The sequence below is a fragment of the Kribbella pratensis genome, assembly GCF_004366075.1.
GTDB lineage: Bacteria > Actinomycetota > Actinomycetes > Propionibacteriales > Kribbellaceae > Kribbella > Kribbella pratensis.
The window spans coordinates 407734-423989 of record NZ_SODU01000005.1 but is presented as its reverse complement, the minus strand read 5'-3'; the positions used below and the strand labels follow the sequence as shown (position 1 = coordinate 423989).

At 69.1% G+C, this 16256-nt stretch carries 15 protein-coding genes; 4 read left to right on the top strand and 11 right to left on the bottom strand.

Annotated features, from left to right (window positions below):
- The first annotated feature begins 14 nt into the window (after window positions 1-14).
- Both EV137_RS38720 and EV137_RS38715 read left to right on the top strand, forming a co-directional pair.
- Entirely contained in the window at window positions 15-1994 is a 1980-nt protein-coding gene (locus EV137_RS38720; protein WP_134133113.1) for an ethylmalonyl-CoA mutase, read from the top strand.
- 19 nt (window positions 1995-2013) lie between these two features.
- Window positions 2014-2832: an aldo/keto reductase gene (locus EV137_RS38715; RefSeq protein WP_134010775.1), complete on the top strand. Its 819-nt coding sequence runs from the start codon at window positions 2014-2016 to the stop codon at window positions 2830-2832.
- Window positions 2833-2841: 9 nt separating this feature from the next.
- On the opposite strand, the gene EV137_RS38710 is transcribed toward EV137_RS38715, so the two are convergent.
- The 5 genes from EV137_RS38710 to EV137_RS38690 form a co-directional block, all read right to left on the bottom strand.
- Entirely contained in the window at window positions 2842-5652 is a 2811-nt protein-coding gene (locus EV137_RS38710; RefSeq protein WP_134133111.1) for a glycosyltransferase, read from the bottom strand.
- A gap of 145 nt (window positions 5653-5797) precedes the next feature.
- On the bottom strand, window positions 5798-7036 hold the full coding sequence (locus EV137_RS38705; RefSeq protein WP_134133109.1) for an MFS transporter: 1239 nt from the start codon (window positions 7034-7036) through the stop codon (window positions 5798-5800).
- Complete coding sequence (locus EV137_RS38700; RefSeq protein WP_134133108.1) at window positions 7033-8256, bottom strand: amidohydrolase; 1224 nt, start codon at window positions 8254-8256, stop codon at window positions 7033-7035. The genes EV137_RS38705 and EV137_RS38700 overlap by 4 nt, the downstream gene beginning before the upstream one ends.
- A gap of 33 nt (window positions 8257-8289) precedes the next feature.
- The gene (locus EV137_RS38695; RefSeq protein ID WP_134133107.1) at window positions 8290-8928 is read right to left on the bottom strand and encodes a GntR family transcriptional regulator; all 639 of its coding nucleotides are present in this window, start codon (window positions 8926-8928) and stop codon (window positions 8290-8292) included.
- Between the two features lie 72 nt (window positions 8929-9000).
- Window positions 9001-9522, bottom strand: a complete 522-nt coding sequence (locus EV137_RS38690; protein ID WP_238175853.1) for a pyridoxamine 5'-phosphate oxidase family protein — start codon at window positions 9520-9522, stop codon at window positions 9001-9003.
- A 51-nt stretch (window positions 9523-9573) separates the two neighbouring features.
- On the opposite strand from EV137_RS38690, the gene EV137_RS38685 reads away from it, so the two are divergent.
- Complete coding sequence (locus EV137_RS38685) at window positions 9574-11451, top strand: hypothetical protein (protein ID WP_238175852.1); 1878 nt, start codon at window positions 9574-9576, stop codon at window positions 11449-11451.
- Here the strand turns inward: EV137_RS38685 and EV137_RS38680 are convergent.
- Window positions 11444-12157, bottom strand: a complete 714-nt coding sequence (locus tag EV137_RS38680; protein WP_134133105.1) for an SDR family NAD(P)-dependent oxidoreductase — start codon at window positions 12155-12157, stop codon at window positions 11444-11446. The two genes, EV137_RS38685 and EV137_RS38680, sit on opposite strands and share 8 nt — an antisense overlap.
- Before the next feature lie 145 nt (window positions 12158-12302).
- On the opposite strand from EV137_RS38680, the gene EV137_RS38675 reads away from it, so the two are divergent.
- On the top strand, window positions 12303-13307 hold the full coding sequence (locus EV137_RS38675; RefSeq protein WP_134133104.1) for a sigma-70 family RNA polymerase sigma factor: 1005 nt from the start codon (window positions 12303-12305) through the stop codon (window positions 13305-13307).
- On the opposite strand, the gene EV137_RS38670 is transcribed toward EV137_RS38675, so the two are convergent.
- The 5 genes from EV137_RS38670 to EV137_RS38650 form a co-directional block, all read right to left on the bottom strand.
- Window positions 13281-14000 (bottom strand): isocitrate lyase/PEP mutase family protein, encoded by a 720-nt coding sequence (locus tag EV137_RS38670; protein ID WP_134133103.1) that lies wholly within the window; start codon window positions 13998-14000, stop codon window positions 13281-13283. The genes EV137_RS38675 and EV137_RS38670 overlap by 27 nt on opposite strands.
- Before the next feature lie 10 nt (window positions 14001-14010).
- A complete protein-coding gene (locus EV137_RS38665) occupies window positions 14011-14481 on the bottom strand; it encodes a carboxymuconolactone decarboxylase family protein (RefSeq protein ID WP_134133101.1) in 471 nt (156 codons plus the stop codon).
- 69 nt (window positions 14482-14550) lie between these two features.
- Window positions 14551-14739 (bottom strand): hypothetical protein, encoded by a 189-nt coding sequence (locus EV137_RS38660; protein WP_134010793.1) that lies wholly within the window; start codon window positions 14737-14739, stop codon window positions 14551-14553.
- A gap of 133 nt (window positions 14740-14872) precedes the next feature.
- A complete protein-coding gene (locus EV137_RS38655) occupies window positions 14873-15100 on the bottom strand; it encodes a protein-tyrosine phosphatase family protein (protein ID WP_134010796.1) in 228 nt (75 codons plus the stop codon).
- Window positions 15097-16167, bottom strand: coding sequence for a fatty acid desaturase family protein (locus EV137_RS38650; protein ID WP_134010798.1), 1071 nt, complete (start codon window positions 16165-16167; stop codon window positions 15097-15099). Before EV137_RS38650 ends, EV137_RS38655 begins: the two co-directional genes overlap by 4 nt.
- Window positions 16168-16256 lie beyond the last annotated feature (89 nt).

Genomic DNA, 16256 nt, shown 5'->3' with positions numbered 1-16256 from the left:
CTACTCTCGGGTACATGGCGACCGACAAGGATCGACCCTGGGTGATGCGGACGTACGCGGGCCACTCGTCCGCGGCGGAGTCCAACGCGCTGTTCCGCCGGAACCTCGCGAAGGGCCAGACCGGGCTGTCCGTTGCGTTCGACCTGCCGACCCAGACCGGGTACGACGCGGACCACCCGCTCGCGAAGGGTGAGGTCGGAAAGGTCGGCGTACCGGTCGCGCACCTGGGCGACGTACGGGCGTTGTTCGACCAGATCCCGCTCGCGCAGATGAACACGTCGATGACGATCAACGCGACCGCGATGTGGCTGCTCGCGCTCTACCAGGTCGCCGCGCAGGAGCAGGGCGCGCTGCCGGACGAGCTGACCGGGACCACGCAGAACGACATCGTCAAGGAGTACCTGTCGCGCGGGACGTACGCGTTCCCGCCGGACGCGTCGCTGCGGCTGACGACCGACCTGATCGCGTACACGGTCGCCACGATGCCGAAGTGGAATCCGATCAACATCTGCAGCTACCACCTGCAGGAGGCCGGCGCGACGCCCGTCCAGGAGTTGGCGTTCGCGCTGTCGACGGCGATCGCCGTACTCGACCGGATACGGGACGGCGGGCAGGTGCCACCGGAGCGGTTCGGGGACGTCGTGCAGCGGATCTCGTTCTTCGTGAACGCCGGCGTGCGGTTCATCGAGGAGACGTGCAAGATGCGTGCCTTCGTCCGGCTCTGGGACGAGCTGACGCTGCAGCGGTACGGCGTGACGGACGCGAAGGCCAGGCGGCTGCGGTACGGCGTACAGGTGAACTCGCTCGGCTTGACGGAGGCGCAGCCGGAGAACAACGTGCAGCGGATCGTCCTCGAGATGCTCGGGGTGACGCTGTCGAAGAACGCGCGCGCGCGGGCGGTCCAGCTGCCGGCCTGGAACGAGGCGCTCGGGTTGCCGCGACCGTGGGACCAGCAGTGGTCGTTACGGATGCAGCAGGTGCTGGCGTACGAGTCCGACCTGCTCGAGTACGACGACATCTTCGACGGGTCGCACGTGATCGAGGCGAAGGTCGACGAGCTGGTCGCCGGGGCGCAGGAGGAGATCGACCGCGTGCAGGCGATGGGCGGCGCGGTCGCCGCCGTCGAGAGCGGGTACCTGAAGCAGGCGCTCGTCGGATCGCATGCCGAGCGGCGGCAGCGGATCGAGTCCGGCGAACAGATCGTCGTCGGGGTGAACAAGTTCGAGAACACCGAGCCGTCGCCGCTGACCGCCGACCTCGACACCGCGATCCAGACTGTCGACCCGGCGGCCGAATCGGCTGCGCTGGAGTCACTGCGGAAGTGGCGCGGCCTTCGCGACGCGTCGGCGGTGGAGGCGGCGCTCGGGAGGCTGCGCGCCGCCGCGAAGACCACCGACAACCTGATGCCCGTGACGCTCGAGTGCGCTCGCGCCGGCGTGACGACCGGCGAATGGGCCGGCGTACTGCGGGAGATGTACGGCGAGTACCGCGCACCGACCGGTGTCGCCGGATCCGTCGGGGTTTCCGGTGGTGGCGCCGAGATCGCCGCGGTCCGTGAGAAGGTCGCCGCCACGTCGTCCGAGCTCGGCGGCCGCCTCCGCCTCCTGGTCGGCAAGCCCGGTCTGGACGGCCACTCGAACGGCGCCGAGCAGGTCGCGGTCCGCGCGCGCGACGTCGGCTTCGAGGTCATCTACCAAGGCATCCGCCTGACTCCCGAGCAGATCGTCGCCGCGGCCGTCGCCGAGGACGTCCACTGCGTCGGCCTCTCGATCCTGTCCGGCTCGCACATGGAACTGGTCCCGCAGGTCGTCGAAGGTCTCCGCGAGGCCGGTCTCGAGGACGTCCCCGTCGTCGTCGGCGGCATCGTCCCCGAAGCCGACGCCAACTCCCTGCGGTCCGCCGGCGTAGCGGCCGTCTACACCCCCAAGGACTACGACCTCACCGGCATGATGTCCGACGTCGTCGACGTCATCCGCCACGCGAACAAGTTGTAGGCCGTGGTAGAAGGAAGGCATGACCGCTAATACTCGGCAGCTGTCCAACGGAACTGAGATCCCGGTGCTCGGGCTGGGGGTCTGGCAGGTGGATGACGGGGCGGAGTGCGAGCGCGCCGTCACCTGGGCGCTCGAGGCCGGTTACCGGCTGATCGACACCGCGCAGGCCTACCGGAACGAGGCCAGCGTCGGGAAGGCGATCAGGGAGAGCGGGATCCCGCGCGAAGAGATCTTCCTGACGACCAAGTTCTACCCGGGCGGCAAGGACGCGCGGGTCGAGGCGGAGAAGAGCCTCGAGCGGCTCGGGACCGACTACCTCGACCTCTACCTGATCCACTGGCCGCAGGGCGGGCCGACCTGGGCGTGGCCGGCGATGGAAGCGGCCGTCGACGCGGGCCTCACCAAAGGCATCGGCATCTCCAACTTCAGCTCCACCGAGCTGCAGGAACTGAACAAGATCGCCCGCATCCAGCCGGCCGCGAACCAGATCCAGTTCAGCCCGTTCGAGTACCGCAAGGGCCTCGTCGAGGCCTGCGAGGAGGCGAACGTCGTCGCGCAGGCGTACAGCCCGCTCGGCACCGGCCGCCACCTCGGCGACCCGGTCATCGCCCGGATCGCCGAGGCCACCGGCCACACGCCGGCGCAGGTCCTGATCCGCTGGGCGATCCAGAAGGGCCTCTCGGTGATCCCGAAGTCCATCCACCAGGACCGCATCGTCGAGAACTTCAACGTCTTCGACTTCGAGCTGGACGACGCGGCGATCGCGGACCTCGACGCCCTCGACACCACGAACCTGACCGCGGACGCCCTGTCCCAGAGTGGCAAGTGGTGGTCCTGACCCCGCGACTCAGACCAGCAAGCTCGTACTCTTCGCCATCTTCTCCCTGAAGGCCCGCCACTTCGTCTCCGGCAGTTCGGGCGGGCCGGGGAGAAGTTTGCGGACGACCGTGGCGCCGGGAGCCCAGGCGGCGTCGGGCAAGGTCCCCATCACGTCGGCGTACACCGACCGGAGGACCTCGGCCTGCGCGGCCCAGGAGAACCGGTGCTGCAGTTCGGGGTCGTCGGCGATGCGCTGGGCGATGCGGTCGCGGTCGGCGAGCACCGTCCGGACTGCCAGCACGAGGCCCTCCACGTCGCCCGCGGGGTAGACCGCGCCGAGGTCGAGCTCCTTCACCAGGTCGGCCTGCGCCGGGGTGTCGCTGGTGATGATGGGCAGCCCCGCACCGATGTACTCGCAGAACTTGTTCGTCACCGCGATGTCGTGGTTCGGCGCGTGCAGCAGCGGACTGAGGCCGATGGTGGCCGAGCGCAGGTACAGCGGCACGACCTCGGCAGCGACGAACGGCGCCAGGTGCACGCGGTCCGCCACGCCCAGTTCGGCGGCACGGGCCTCCAACTCCGCGGTGACGGAGTTGGCCCGCGCGACGATCGCGAGGTGTACGCCGGGCAGCTTCGTGAGCGCCTCGACCGCCGTCCCGACGCCGCGGGCACGGTTGACGCCGCCGCCGTACACCAGCAGCGGCACGTCCTCGGGCAACCGCAGCTGCTCGCGCAGACCCTTGAAGTCGGCGTCCTCGGCGTCCTCCGGCGGCTCGACCGGCGCGTTGAGGACGACGTCGGGTAGCTCGGCCAGCTTGTGGTCGCGCTTGAGCCAGTGGGCCAGCGGCTCGGACACCGTGATCACGCGGTCGGCGTCGCGGATGAACTCGCGCTCGAGATCGCTGTACGCCGCGACTCGCCGCGGAGCCACCACCGGCACACCCGGGATGTACTCGTGGGCGTCGTAGATGATCTTGATCGTCCGCCCGTCCAGTGCCGCCCGGTGCGCCGCGCGCGCCGCGATGCCGAGCATGAACACGTCGTGCACGTGGATGACCTCGATCAGGAGGCGGTCCAGCAGCGGGCCCAGCGTCAGCTCCTGGTCGACCAGCTCGGGCATCACCCGCCGCCAGCGCCCCGCCGGCAAGTAGCGGTAGAGCCTCAGCAGCCGCTCGCGCCGCTTGCCGATGCCCAGGTCGGTGATGTCGGCCTGCGGCTTGGTACGCCGGAACGAGTAGGCGCGGGCCTGGAGGATCGCGCGGTGCAGTCGCAACGTCCGCCAGCGCACCGCCCGCTGCAGCCGGTCGCGGACGGACCGCTGGGCGCGCACCGCCGAGCCGGGCTCGCCGCCGGCGCGCTCGTGGTCACGGCGGTCGCGGCCGCGGTCGCCGCGTAGCTCGCGACTCGCGTACTGCCAGCGGCCGTAGGCCAGCATGTACTCGGCCTCGGTCCTGAACCACGGCCTCAGGTTGGTCTTGAGGTTGGCCAGCCGCTTGCGCCACCCGGTCAACAGCACCTTCGACGGGATGACCGGGCACAGCACCTGCACCTTGCCGAAGTAGCGGACGCCCCTGAACCGGCGTCCGGGAAGGCCGATGCAGGTGACGTCGAGGTCCCAGTTGGCCACCGTCTGCGCGTACTTGAGCACGCGGGCGTCGACGACGATGTCGTTGCCGGCCATCATCACGACCTTGGGCCGGATCCAGGACGGTTTCCAGTCGACCGGCACCGGACTTGATCGGCTCGACTGCTCGACGAACGTGGCCAGCGCGTTGGCCGACCAGCTGCCGTCGTGCACCGTCGCGACGAAGTCCGGTCCGCGGGCGGCGACCTCGCGGCCCCGCTCCGGGTGCGCGATCAGGTCGAGCACGACCTGCTCGACGGTCTCGGGGGTCGCGTCGACGATGGGCAGGTCGAGCCCGGTGTCCGCGGCCACGCGATCCCGGACGTGCTGGGCGATGTGACCCACCACGATCCGGCCTGCCGCCATGGCCTCGCACGCGGCGACGCCGTAGCTGCCGATGCGGAACTGGTCGAGGACGATGTCGGCGTCGCGGTAGACGGCCGGCATGTCCGCCGGGTCGACACCCTCGACGCGGCGATAGGTGATCAGGCCCCGCTGCGCCAGGTTCTCCATGATCGGGTCGATGAGCTCGGAACCCTTCATGGCCGACTTGCTCGGCGCGTGCGCCACCACCGGCACCTTGCGCCCGAGCACCGGGGCGTCACTGCGCCAGGCATCGACATCGACGACCACCGGGCACCAGACCGCGTTGGGCACGTAGTCGAGGAGATCGGGGGTGGAGACGTACACGCGGCCCGGGTACGACGTGAACAGCTCGACGGCACGGGTCGAATTGCGTTCGAGCAGCTCGACGGTCTCGTCGTCGAGGTCGGGGAACGGCGACCAGGGCTCGGTCTCCGCGTGCCGGCTGGGGATCCGGACGTCGGAGCCGTGGGCGATGAGCCCCACCTGCAGACCCTTGGTGAGCAGATGCGGGATCTCGAAGGACCCGTCCGGTCCGTGCAAAGGACCGAAGATCGGCCGGGCCGCCTCGAGCAGTACATGCGTGTAGTTGCCCACGACATGGTTGTAGAAGTTCAGCCGCCAGCGAGGATTGCGCCGGTACGTGCGGGCGGGCACGCCGTAGTCGACCTGGTAGTCGAGCACGCCCTTGAAGAAGGCGAACGAGGTCGCCTTCGTGCCGGGCACCCGCTCCTCGATCGCGCGCGCCCACCGAGTGCCCTGCCCCGCGAAGTTGGCCGGACCAACGAGCAGCCGGACGGATGCGTCGAGCCGTGCCGGCATACCGTCGCGCGGGTCCGAGTTCCGATCCACAGTTGTTCTTCCCCCACGGTTTGACATTTAAGGACTAGACCGGTATCAGGTCAGACTTGCCCCTTGGTTTTGTGTCTTGAGTCCCCCCGGACTCAACCTATAGATGCAGCGAGACTCTCGATTGGTTGCTAAGAATCGTCATTTGTTATCGAAGAAGGCCGCTGTAGCGGAGCAACTTGGGCGTCCAGAGACCGAGGGCAGCGACGGCGGCGACCAGAAGTACGGCGCTCACGAACGTGGTGATGCCGACGCCGTAGTGCTCGGCGAAGGCACCCAGAGCCAGGGATGCCAGGGGCATGATGCCGATCGCCAGCTCCTGGACGCCCAGGGCGCGGCCGTGCAGTGACTCGTCGGTGGTCATCAGGAGCAGCGTCGTCTGCAGTACGCCGAACGCCGCGCTCATCACTCCGATCGCGCTCATCAGCACGAACGACACCATCGTGTCGTGGGACAGCGCGAACAGCGACCACAGCGTGCCCCAGATCGCCGTACCCACCACGAACATGCCGCCCTTGAACCGGAAGTCGCCCAGCCAGGCGATCACCAGCGAACCGGTCAGCCCGCCGACGCCGGCGCAGGTCAGGAGCCAGCCCAGTCCGGCCGCGTCGAGCCCGAGCGACTCCTGCGCGAACACCGGCATGAAGGACTGCGCGATCGGCCACAGCAAGGTGTTCGCTGCCAGCGTGATCAGGAGGACGGTCGAGGCCAGCCGGTTCCGGGCGAGGTCGCGGAGGCCGCTGGTGACCATCCGGAGCGCCGATCCGGTGTGCCCGCCGACCACCCGGCCGTACTCGCGCAGCGGCAGCAACGCGGCCAAGGAAATGGCATACCAAAAGTTCGAGACCCACAATGCGGCCGGCGCGCCCAGGCCGGTGATCATCAATCCGCCGATCGCAGGCCCGATCACCTGCGTCATGTTCAGCGCCAACGAGTTCAGCGCGTTGGCGTTGCTGAGGTTCCTGCGGCCGACCAGGTCCATCACGAGCGAGGCGCGGGCCGGCTGTGACGGCGACTGCGCGAGTCCGATCGCCAGGCCGCCGACCACGAGCACCCAGTACGGCGCCTTACCGAGCGAGGCCAGCGTGGCAACGGCACTGACCGCCACCAGCGCCCACGAGGCCGCGACGATCAGCAGCCGCACCCGGTTGTGCCGGTCCGCGAACGCCCCGGCGAACGGCCCGAGCAGCAACGGCGCCAACCGCACCGCCGTGTAGACGGCGACCAGGAAGTCCGAATGCGTGGTCTCCCAGGCGAGCCACCCGAGCACGAGCGTCTGCGTCCAGACGCCGCCGAAGAAGAACAGGTTCGAGAACCAGAACAGCCGGAACGCGCGGTTGTCCCTCAGTGAGCCCAGTGTGCGTCCGACGGCAGTGCCGGTGCTCACACCTGGAGTTCGCCGTCGCGCACGACGACCTGCCCGCCGGCGATCACGTACTCGCGACGCGGTGCGCGGACCAGCACGTCCGGCGCGTTCTCGGCGTCGAGCAGCACGATGTCCGCGCGAGCGCCCACGGTGAGGCCGTGGTTCTCGCGGTGTACGAAGGAGGCGCCGTACGTCGTCGCGAGCTCGACCGCGTACGTCAGGTCCTCGTCGGTGCGGAGCCCGTGCAGCCGCGCGAACCCGCGGGCGATCTGCAGCAGATCACCATCGCCGTACGGCGACCAGAGGTCACGGATGCCGTCGGTGCCGAGGCCGATCGGGACGCCCGCCGCGCGCATCTCGCGGAACGGTAGCGGTGCCGAGGTGGCCGGGGCGACCGTGGTCCAGGAGATCCCGGCCGCGCCGAGCTGGTCTACCATTTCGCTCCGCCGCGCCGGGGCCAGCTCGCCGAGGGCGAACCCGTGCGACACGTTCACCTTGCCCTGCAGACCGGCCTGCACGGTGCGCTCGGCGATCAGCTCGTACTGGAACCCGCCGAGGTCACCGTGGTCGTGCAGGTGCACGTCGATCCCGACCCCGCGCCGGACCGCGATCTCGAACAGCGCGTCCAGTTGGCCGACCGGGTCGCGGTCGATCGTCGCCGGGTCGAGCCCGCCGATGCTCGTCGCCCCTTCGGCCGCGGCCTTGTCGAGCAGATCGAGTACGCCGGGCCGCCGGAGTACGCCGTCCTGCGGGAACGCGACGATCTCCACCTCGACGGCGCCGTCCAGCGCGGCCGCGGCCTCGCGGACGTTGGCGATGCCACGCAACTCGACGCCGAGGTCGACGTCGACGTGCGTGCGCGTCGCCGTCGTACCGTGCCGGAGGAACTCACGCAGCACGGCCTTCGCGCCGCCGACGCTCGGGATGCCGTACTTGTCCCGCTCGGCGCGCTCGTGCGCGATCCGGCCTTGAGTGGTCGGCTCACCGCCGTACGACACCCACGGCTGGCCCCACCAGCTCTTGTCGACGTGCGCGTGCGCATTGACGAAGCCCGGCAGCGCCAGCAGCCCGTGCCCGTCGATCCGCTGGTCTGTCTCCGCACTGCTCTCGGTGCTGCTCTCGGTGCTGCTCCCGGTGCTGCTCCCGGCGGGGGAGAGGTCCGAGATCACGCCGTCGACGATTGTCACGTCGACCGCGTCGCCGCCCCACGGGCGCACGTCAGCAAGCAGCAGAGAGGTCATGCCGAGAATGGTATACCAAACTGCGCGGTGCCTTCACTCCATGCCGCGGCTGCTCCGGAACAGGATGTGCGACTGGGCCAGGTGCTCGGCGGCGAGGCGTTCGGCGGCCGCGACGTCCCGGTTGGCGATCGCGGTGAACAGCTCCAGATGCTGGCCGGCGACCGCGATCAGGTCGTCGTGCTGGGTCAGCAGCCAACGCATCCGGCTGCGCAACGGGCGCTCGATCTCGACCAGCAGTTCGTTGGACGCCAGCTCGGTCACGAGCTCGTGGAAGTCGGCCGCCTTCCGCCGCGCGACGACGGCGTCCTTCGCCCGTGCCGCGGCCAGTTGCTCGTCCAGAACCGCCCGTAGCCGGTCGAGTCCTTCCCTGGTACGCCGTTCCGCCGCGAGCCGGAACGTCAGCGGCTCGAACGCCTCCCGGACCTCGGTCAGATCGGCGATGTCAGAGTCGGTGAACGTCCGCACGACCGCCCACGAGCGCGGCCGCAACGTCACCAGGCCCTCGCTGACCAGCGCCTTCAGCGCCTCCCGCACCGGCACCCGGCTGACATCCAGTGCGGCGGCCAGTTCCCGCTCGACGAGTCGCTCTCCAGGCCGCCGTACGCCGTCGAGGATCTCGCCCCGTAGCTGTCGCGTGACCCGCTCGGTCTCGGACTCCCGACTGTCGCTCATCGACCCTCTCCAGCTTTTGGTATGCCATTCACGGCCATTCACAGCATGGCGTACCGGCGGCTGCCGGGCGAATCAGCTCGCGGACTTCTCCTTGATCAGGTCCTCGACGGCCTTCGGGATCGTGGTCTCGAAGTCGAGCAGCTTGGCCCACGTGAGCGTGATCGTGATGAGCACCATCTCGTCGTACAGGGCCTTCACGCCTTCGACCCAGCCCGGGTACTGCTCGTCGGTCATGACCTTGTGGCCGGCGACGAGGTAGCCCTCGGGGACGCCCGGGACGGTGGTGAGCTCGGCGGTGCCGCGGAGCAGCAGCACCTTGGGCGGGAACGCGCCGGTGTCGATCGTGAGCGCGACCTTGGGGTTCTTGCGGAGCGCGGCGACCTTCGCGGACTTCGGCACGGTGGCGATCACGATCTGCTCGCCCTCGACCCAGAACCCGATCGGGATACACCGCGGGTCGCCGTCCAGGCCGTCGTAGGCGAAGCGGGCCGGCTCGGAGCCGTTCAGGAGCTGCTGCGCGTACGGCTTGGCGAGGATCTCGGCGATCTGCTGCTGGTTCATCTCGGTTTCCAATCTGAGGAGGCTGGTTCTCATCAGGGGGACGGAGCTGCCGCGGGGTTCTCGACATCGATAGGTTGGCGAATCGTGGAAAGTTTTGACTTCGGTCGCGGAACGGTCCGGCTCGCCGACGACGGGGCGGTCGCGCAGGTGCTGCACCCGGACGGGCGGTGCGTGCTGCTCGACTCGGGCGCCGATGATGCAGTGCACGACAGCCTGCATGCCTGGGGCAAGGGCTTCGTGATCACCGACCGCGGTGCGTACCGGTTCGATGCCCCGGGGTTCACCCGGTGGCGGAGCAGCGGCATCGACCTGATGTACCGGTTCGGCGACCTCGAGCTCCGCGTCGGGCGCCGCTTCGGGGAGCAGTGGACCGAGACGTACGAGCTGCGCAACACGAGCGAAGCCACCATCGAGATCGGGTCCCTCGCGATCAGTACGCCGTACCGCGATGTCTACACGTCGAGCCGGGAGAGTCTCACCGGCGCGGTGCATGCGCACGTCTGGACCGGTGGCGCGGACGCATGGGTCTGGGCGGTCCCGATGGACGGCAGTGGACCCGGACTCGGGCTGCAGCTCAAGGAGGGCGAGCTCTGGGCGTACTCGGTCGAGTCCCGCGAGCCCGGCACGAGCAGCAACATCCGCGGCCACATCTACCTCCACGTCACCGACCACGCACGGGTACCCGGCGCGATGGGCGGCCAGCCGGCGATCACGCTCGCACGGGGAGCGTCGTACCGCTGGACCTGGCAGCTGGCCTGGTACGACGATCTGCCCGCGTTCCACGCGGACCGCGCACCGCTCATCGACGCAGACCGCCTCGCCGTCGAGGTCAACGAGACGATCGAGCTCGACGACGGGCGCGAGATCACCAGCGCCGAGCCCGGCCTCAGGTACGTCGAAGCGCCCGACGGCAGGTCCCGGATCGCGGTCCTTTTCCACGAGCCGCTGCGAACGATCGCCGAACGCCGCGTCCGCTTCGTCCTCGACCGTCAGCGACGACCGGAGCTTCCCGACAGCCGCAAGTACGCGTTTGTGCCGTACGACAACGAGAGCGGGCTCACCGTCCTGTCCAGCGCCTGGCGCGACTGGTCCGATGCCCGCGAACGCGTCGGCATGGCCCTTCTCCTGCAGGAGGTCCGCGACCGCGGCTGGGGCGACCGCGCCGAGCTGGACGAGGCGCTGGCCGGCTACGAGCAGTTCGTCCGCGAGCATCTGCTCGACGAGCAAGGCACGATCCAGGACGACAGCATCCACCAGAACGCCGTACGTCTCTACAACTTCCCGTGGTTCGCCCGCTTCCTGCTCGGCCAGGGCGATCGCGCCGCCGCGACCCGCATCCTCAACCGGTACTACGAACTCGGCGGCGACCACTTCCTCGCCTTCGACCTCGGGCCGCTGCTCAGCGAACTCGGCCTGCACGAGCACCTCGTCCGGCACGCGAAGACCTTCATCGGGTACGGCGACGAGCTGCCGCCGCACGAGGTCAACTACGAGCAGTCGATGGTCGCCCCGCTCCTCGAGCTGCTCGTTTCGGCATACCGAATCGCACCGGACCAGATCGACGGCGCCGAGCTGACCCGCCGTCTCCCGTGGCTGACCGCGTTCGCCGCCGACCAGCCCGACGTACGGCTGCGGCACGTGGCGGTCCGGCACTGGGACGGCTACTGGTTCGGCCGGCTGCGCCTGTGGGGCGATGTCTTCCCGCATTACTGGTCCGCGTTGAGCGCGGTCGTGTACGCCGCTTGGCCGCGGGAACTCGTGACACCCGAGCAGGCCGCGTGGCTGGATCGCGCGGAGGACGCGATCCTCCGCGCGAACCTGGTCAGCTTCGCCCCGGACGGATCGGCGACCTGCGCGTTCGTGTACCCGAGCTGCGTCAACGGGCAGCCCGCCCACGTCGCCGACCCGCTCGCCAACGACCAGGACTGGGCCCTCGTCTACGCGCTACGACAGGTCAGCTGAGCAGCGCGGCGTTCTGACGTTCGAGCACCTTGACCGAACCGCCTTCCCAGCTCGGAGCCAGTGCCGCGGACTGGGGATCCGGGAAGATCTCCTCCTCGCCGGCTGCGACGCCGTCGAAGATCGCCCGCGCGACCGACGCCGGTGCTGCCTTCGGCACGTCGAGGTCGCGCGACATCTCGGTGTCGGTCGGGCCGGTGAGGACGGCGTGGACCCGCACGCCCCGAGGGGCGAGCAGCGCACGCTGCGACTGGGTGAGCGAGAACGCGGCCGCCTTGGAGATCGAGTACGCCGGGATGATCGGGACGGATGCGATCGCCGCCACGGACAGCACGTTGACGATCGATCCCCGCGCCGCGACGAGGTGAGGCAGGAACGCTGTGGTGACGGCATGTGGCCCGAAGAGGTTGACGGCCAGATGCTGTTCGAGCAGTGCACGGTCTCCGAGGTCGTCGTACGCCGCGATGCCCGCGTTGTTGATCAGGACGTCGAGGGAGTCGACGGTCTTCGCCGCTGCCTCGATCTGGGCCTCGTCGGTCACGTCCAGGCTCAGGTACGTCACTCGTGGGTCGGCGTGGGTGAGGGGGACCCGCGTACCGGCGTACACGTGCTCGACGCCTCGGCGCAGGGCTTCCTCGACCAGAGCACGCCCGATGCCGCGGTTGGTTCCGGTGATCAGGACGCTGCGGTCCGCGAAGGGGTTCGGCATGGTGATCTTCTCCGTTCAGTTCTCACGGTGCTTGCACAGGAGACAGACGGCGGTGAAGACGCGAACTGGTCGTTGGGGAATCGATCAGTTCGGGGGAGCCGCGGTGTCAGAACCAGTGCGAGGAGAATGACGACGGAGGTGACGAATGCCTGACGAGCTGCTCCACCGGGCGCGCGAAGGTGACCGCGAAGCGTTCGCGGCGCTGGTCGAGCCGCATCGCGGTGAGTTGCAGGTGCACTGCTACCGAATGCTCGGGTCGCTGCAGGACGCGGAGGACGCGCTGCAGGAAACGTTGCTCTCGGCATGGATCGGGCTGAGCGGCTTCGAGGAGCGGTCCTCGGTCCGCACCTGGCTCTACCGCATCGCGACCAACCGGTGCCTGAACGCACTGCGGTCGACGTCGCGCCGACCGGTGCCGGCGGTCCCGCTTCCGGTTCCGGCGCCCGAACCGTCACGGTCAGGGGAGGTGCTGTGGCTGCAGCCGTATCCGGATGTCCTGCTGGAGGGCCTTCCGGATCAGTTACCGGGACCTGAGGCGCGGTACGAGTCCCGTGAGGCGATCTCGCTTGCTTTCATCACCGCGGTACAGCTGCTCCCTCCGAATCAGCGCGCCGTACTGCTGCTGCGCGACGTACTGGGCTATCGGGCGAGTGAGACGGCGGAACTGCTCGGTCTCACCGAGGCCGCGGTGAACAGCGCGCTTGCTCGCGCCCGGGCGACGATGGACGCGAAGGCGACCGACCGATCGCCTGTGCACGGCGTGCACGGCGGCACGGACGAGCGGGCGTTGACCGACCGGTTCGTCGAGGCGTTCACGGCGCAGGACGTCGATGCGCTGGTCGCGCTGATGACCAGTGACGCGTGGGTGCGGATGCCGCCGCTGCCGTTCGAGTACCAGGGCACCGAGGCCGCGCACCGGTTCTTCACCGCGCTGGCCGGCCACCGGCGGCAGATCGCCGCCATGGTCCCGGTCGGCGCGAACCGCCAACCGGCCTGGGGCGAGTATCTGCGTGACCCGGTCACCGGCGGCCTGCACCTGATCGGGGTGCTGGTGATCGGCATCGCCGGGGACCGGATCGACGAGATCACCCACTTCGAGACCTCGGTTGCGCCGTACTTCGGTCTACCGCGGACCCTCGCCGAGAGTTAGGAGCAGCTCCCGGAGCTGGGTCATCACGTACTCGTGCACGCTCGTCCCGTACGAGATCCGGGTCGCACCGGCCGTCGCGAGCTCGGCCGGCGTCGGTCCACCGGTCTTCGCATGCCCGTTGATCGGCCCGCCCACAGCCTCGGCCACCTGGGCCAGCTGGTCGAGCGGCGCGAGGATCGGATACACACAGTCCGCCCCGGCGCGGCGGTACTCGCGTCCCCGCCGTACCGCCTCGTCGACCGGGTCGTCCACCGGGCGAATGAAGGTGTCGACGCGCGCGTTGATCACCAGCTCGGCCCCCGCGGCGGCCCGTACCTCGGCCAGATAGTCTGCCTGCCGGGCGATGTCGACCAACGCGCCGTCGACCGAGTCCTCGAGGTTGCAGCCGACCGCGCCGGTCTCCAGCAACCGCTCCGCGAACTCCTTCGGCGGCAGACCGTACCCGGCCTCCATGTCGGCCGTCACCGGTACGTCGACGGCGCGGGCGATCCGCGCCACCGCGGCGAACATCTTCTCCGGCGGGGTCAGCTGCCCGTCGTCGTACCCGAGCACGCGCGCGACCGCGCCGCTGCTGGTGGCCACCGCGGAGAAGCCGGCCTCGGCAACCAGACGTGCGCTCACCGGGTCCCACGCGTTCGGGAGAACCAGGGGAGTGCCGCCGTGGTGAAGTGCTCTGAACAGTTCGGCTGTCATCGCTGCGACCTCACGGCTTGTAGTGGCCGGGCTCCATCCGACCGGTGACCCCGACGCGGGTCCACATGTTGATGGTGATGATCAGCGCGATCAGCTGCGCCAGGTCCTTCTCGTCGAACGCCTGCGCGGCGACCTCGTAGACGTCGTCCGGGACGTGGTCGACGCTGATCAGCGTGATCGCCTCGGTCAGCTGCAGCGCGGCCTTCTCCTGCTCGGTGTAGAACTTCGACGCCTCGCGCCACACCGGGAGCAGGGTGATCCGCTGCTGCTGGTCCTCGCCGAACTGCAGCAGGTCGAGCGAGTGCATGTCGGTGCAGTACGCGCACCCGTTGATCTGCGAGGCCCGGATCCGCACCAGATGCGCCAGCTTCGGGTCGAGGCCGTGGTCCGACACCCGGTCCAGCTCGATCATCGCCTGGTAGAAGTCCGGCACCAGATTGGCGAGCTTGACCCGCCGCGTCGTCGTTGTCGTTGTGCTCATGCCTTCAACCTAGGCGTGAACCGGCCCAGCGGCATGGTCCAATCCTCGCAGAGATCGGGGGGCCAATCGTCAGGCCTTGGGGCGACGCACCAGACGACGCCAGGAGCGGCTCATCGGGTTCCCCGGTGCTCGCTTCTGGATCGGTTTGAGGAGCTCGTCCACGGCCGACCCCATCGGTGCCAGGTCGTCGGTCGGCGTCGGCGCGGGCTTTGTCGCCACGGGCTCGGGTGTGGTCGGGGTACGACGGAATACAGACATGACATCCCCTGGGGGGAGAGGGCCGGTGCGGCCGGCACCTCAAGCGGATGTCAACGATTCCGGAACTACCTCGACACTACTCCTGTCTGGTCCGGAAAGCGCTAGCCAAGACCCAGCATTCACGCGGTGGTGGTTACGTGCCACCGTCGGCGGTGATCTCTTCTGCGCGTAGCCATCTGGTGGTCTCGGGCTGGTTCTCGTCGTCGTCCTGGTACTGGACGAGGCCGTGCCAGCCGGACAGCTGGCGGTCGCAGCCGATGAGCCATCCCGATCGCCAGTCGCCGCGGATCCGGACGTGGACGTGAGCGGGCAACTGCAGGCGGTCCAGCCGGTAGGCGTCGTGGTCGACGGGTTCGGTCATGAGGTTTGCACCGCCGAGGTCGGCAGAGCTGCCGCCTGGCGAAGCTGCTCGCCGACGGAGTGCATGTGACGCAGGCCTTGGGCGTACGAGTCGATGACGCCGGTGGACAGGTACGGAACCCCGACGCGTTGACAGTAGGCACGGACGGCGCCCTGTGCGTGCCGCAGGTTGGCCCGCGGCATGTTCGGGAACAGATGATGCTCGATCTGGTAGTTCAGGCCGCCCATCAGCCAGTCGGTGACCGGGTTGCCGTTGACGTTCCGCGACGTACGCACCTGCTTCTCCAGATGCCCCCAGTTGGTCCCGCTGTCCGGCATCTCCATGCCCTTGTGGTTCGGGGCGAACACGCTGCCGAGATGCAGCCCGAAGAGGGCGTGGTGGAGCACGGCGAAGACGATCGCCTTCTGCGGCGACACGACCAGCAGCAACCCGCCGAAGTACACGGTCAGGTGGGCGGCGATCAGGCCGAGCTCGATCGCGGCGGTGCGACGCGGCCGGCGGCCGAGCAGGTAGGTGATGCTGGAGACCTTCAGTGCGATGCCTTCAAGGGTCAGCAGCGGGAAGAAGATCCGGGCCTGGTTACGGCTCAGCCAGCCGTACAGGCCGGTGCGGCCTTCGGCTTGGTCGAGCGTCCAGACGAGTACGCCGGCGCCGACGTCGGGATCCTTGTCCGTGTGGTTCGGGTTCGCGTGGTGCCGGTTGTGCTTGTCGTTCCACCAGCCGTAGCTCATCCCGAGCAGCAGGTTGGCGTGCAGCCGGCCGACGGCGTCATGGAGACGGCGCGAGCGCCCGATCTGCTGATGTCCCGCGTCATGGCCGAAGAACGCCGCGCGTGTGGTGAAGAGCGCGGCGGGTACGGCGAGCAGCAGCACCAGCCACGAGTTGCCGAGCAGGATCAGCCCTGCGACGACAGCGGCCAGGCAGAGCAGGTTCACAGCGATCGAGACCAGATACCGGCCGGTACGCCGTTCCAGCAGGCCGGAGGTCTTGATCTCGCGGAGCAGGGGCGCGAAGTCGCTGCCTTTGGATCGTTCGGGGCGGTTCAGGAGGGTAGCGGCCGAAGCCATAGGAATCCTCGTATCGTGCGGGCCGGGTCGGGCCGATGGTGTTCCACGGCGGCATTCCTGCGCGGGTCCGGGCGCCGGTCACGAAGACG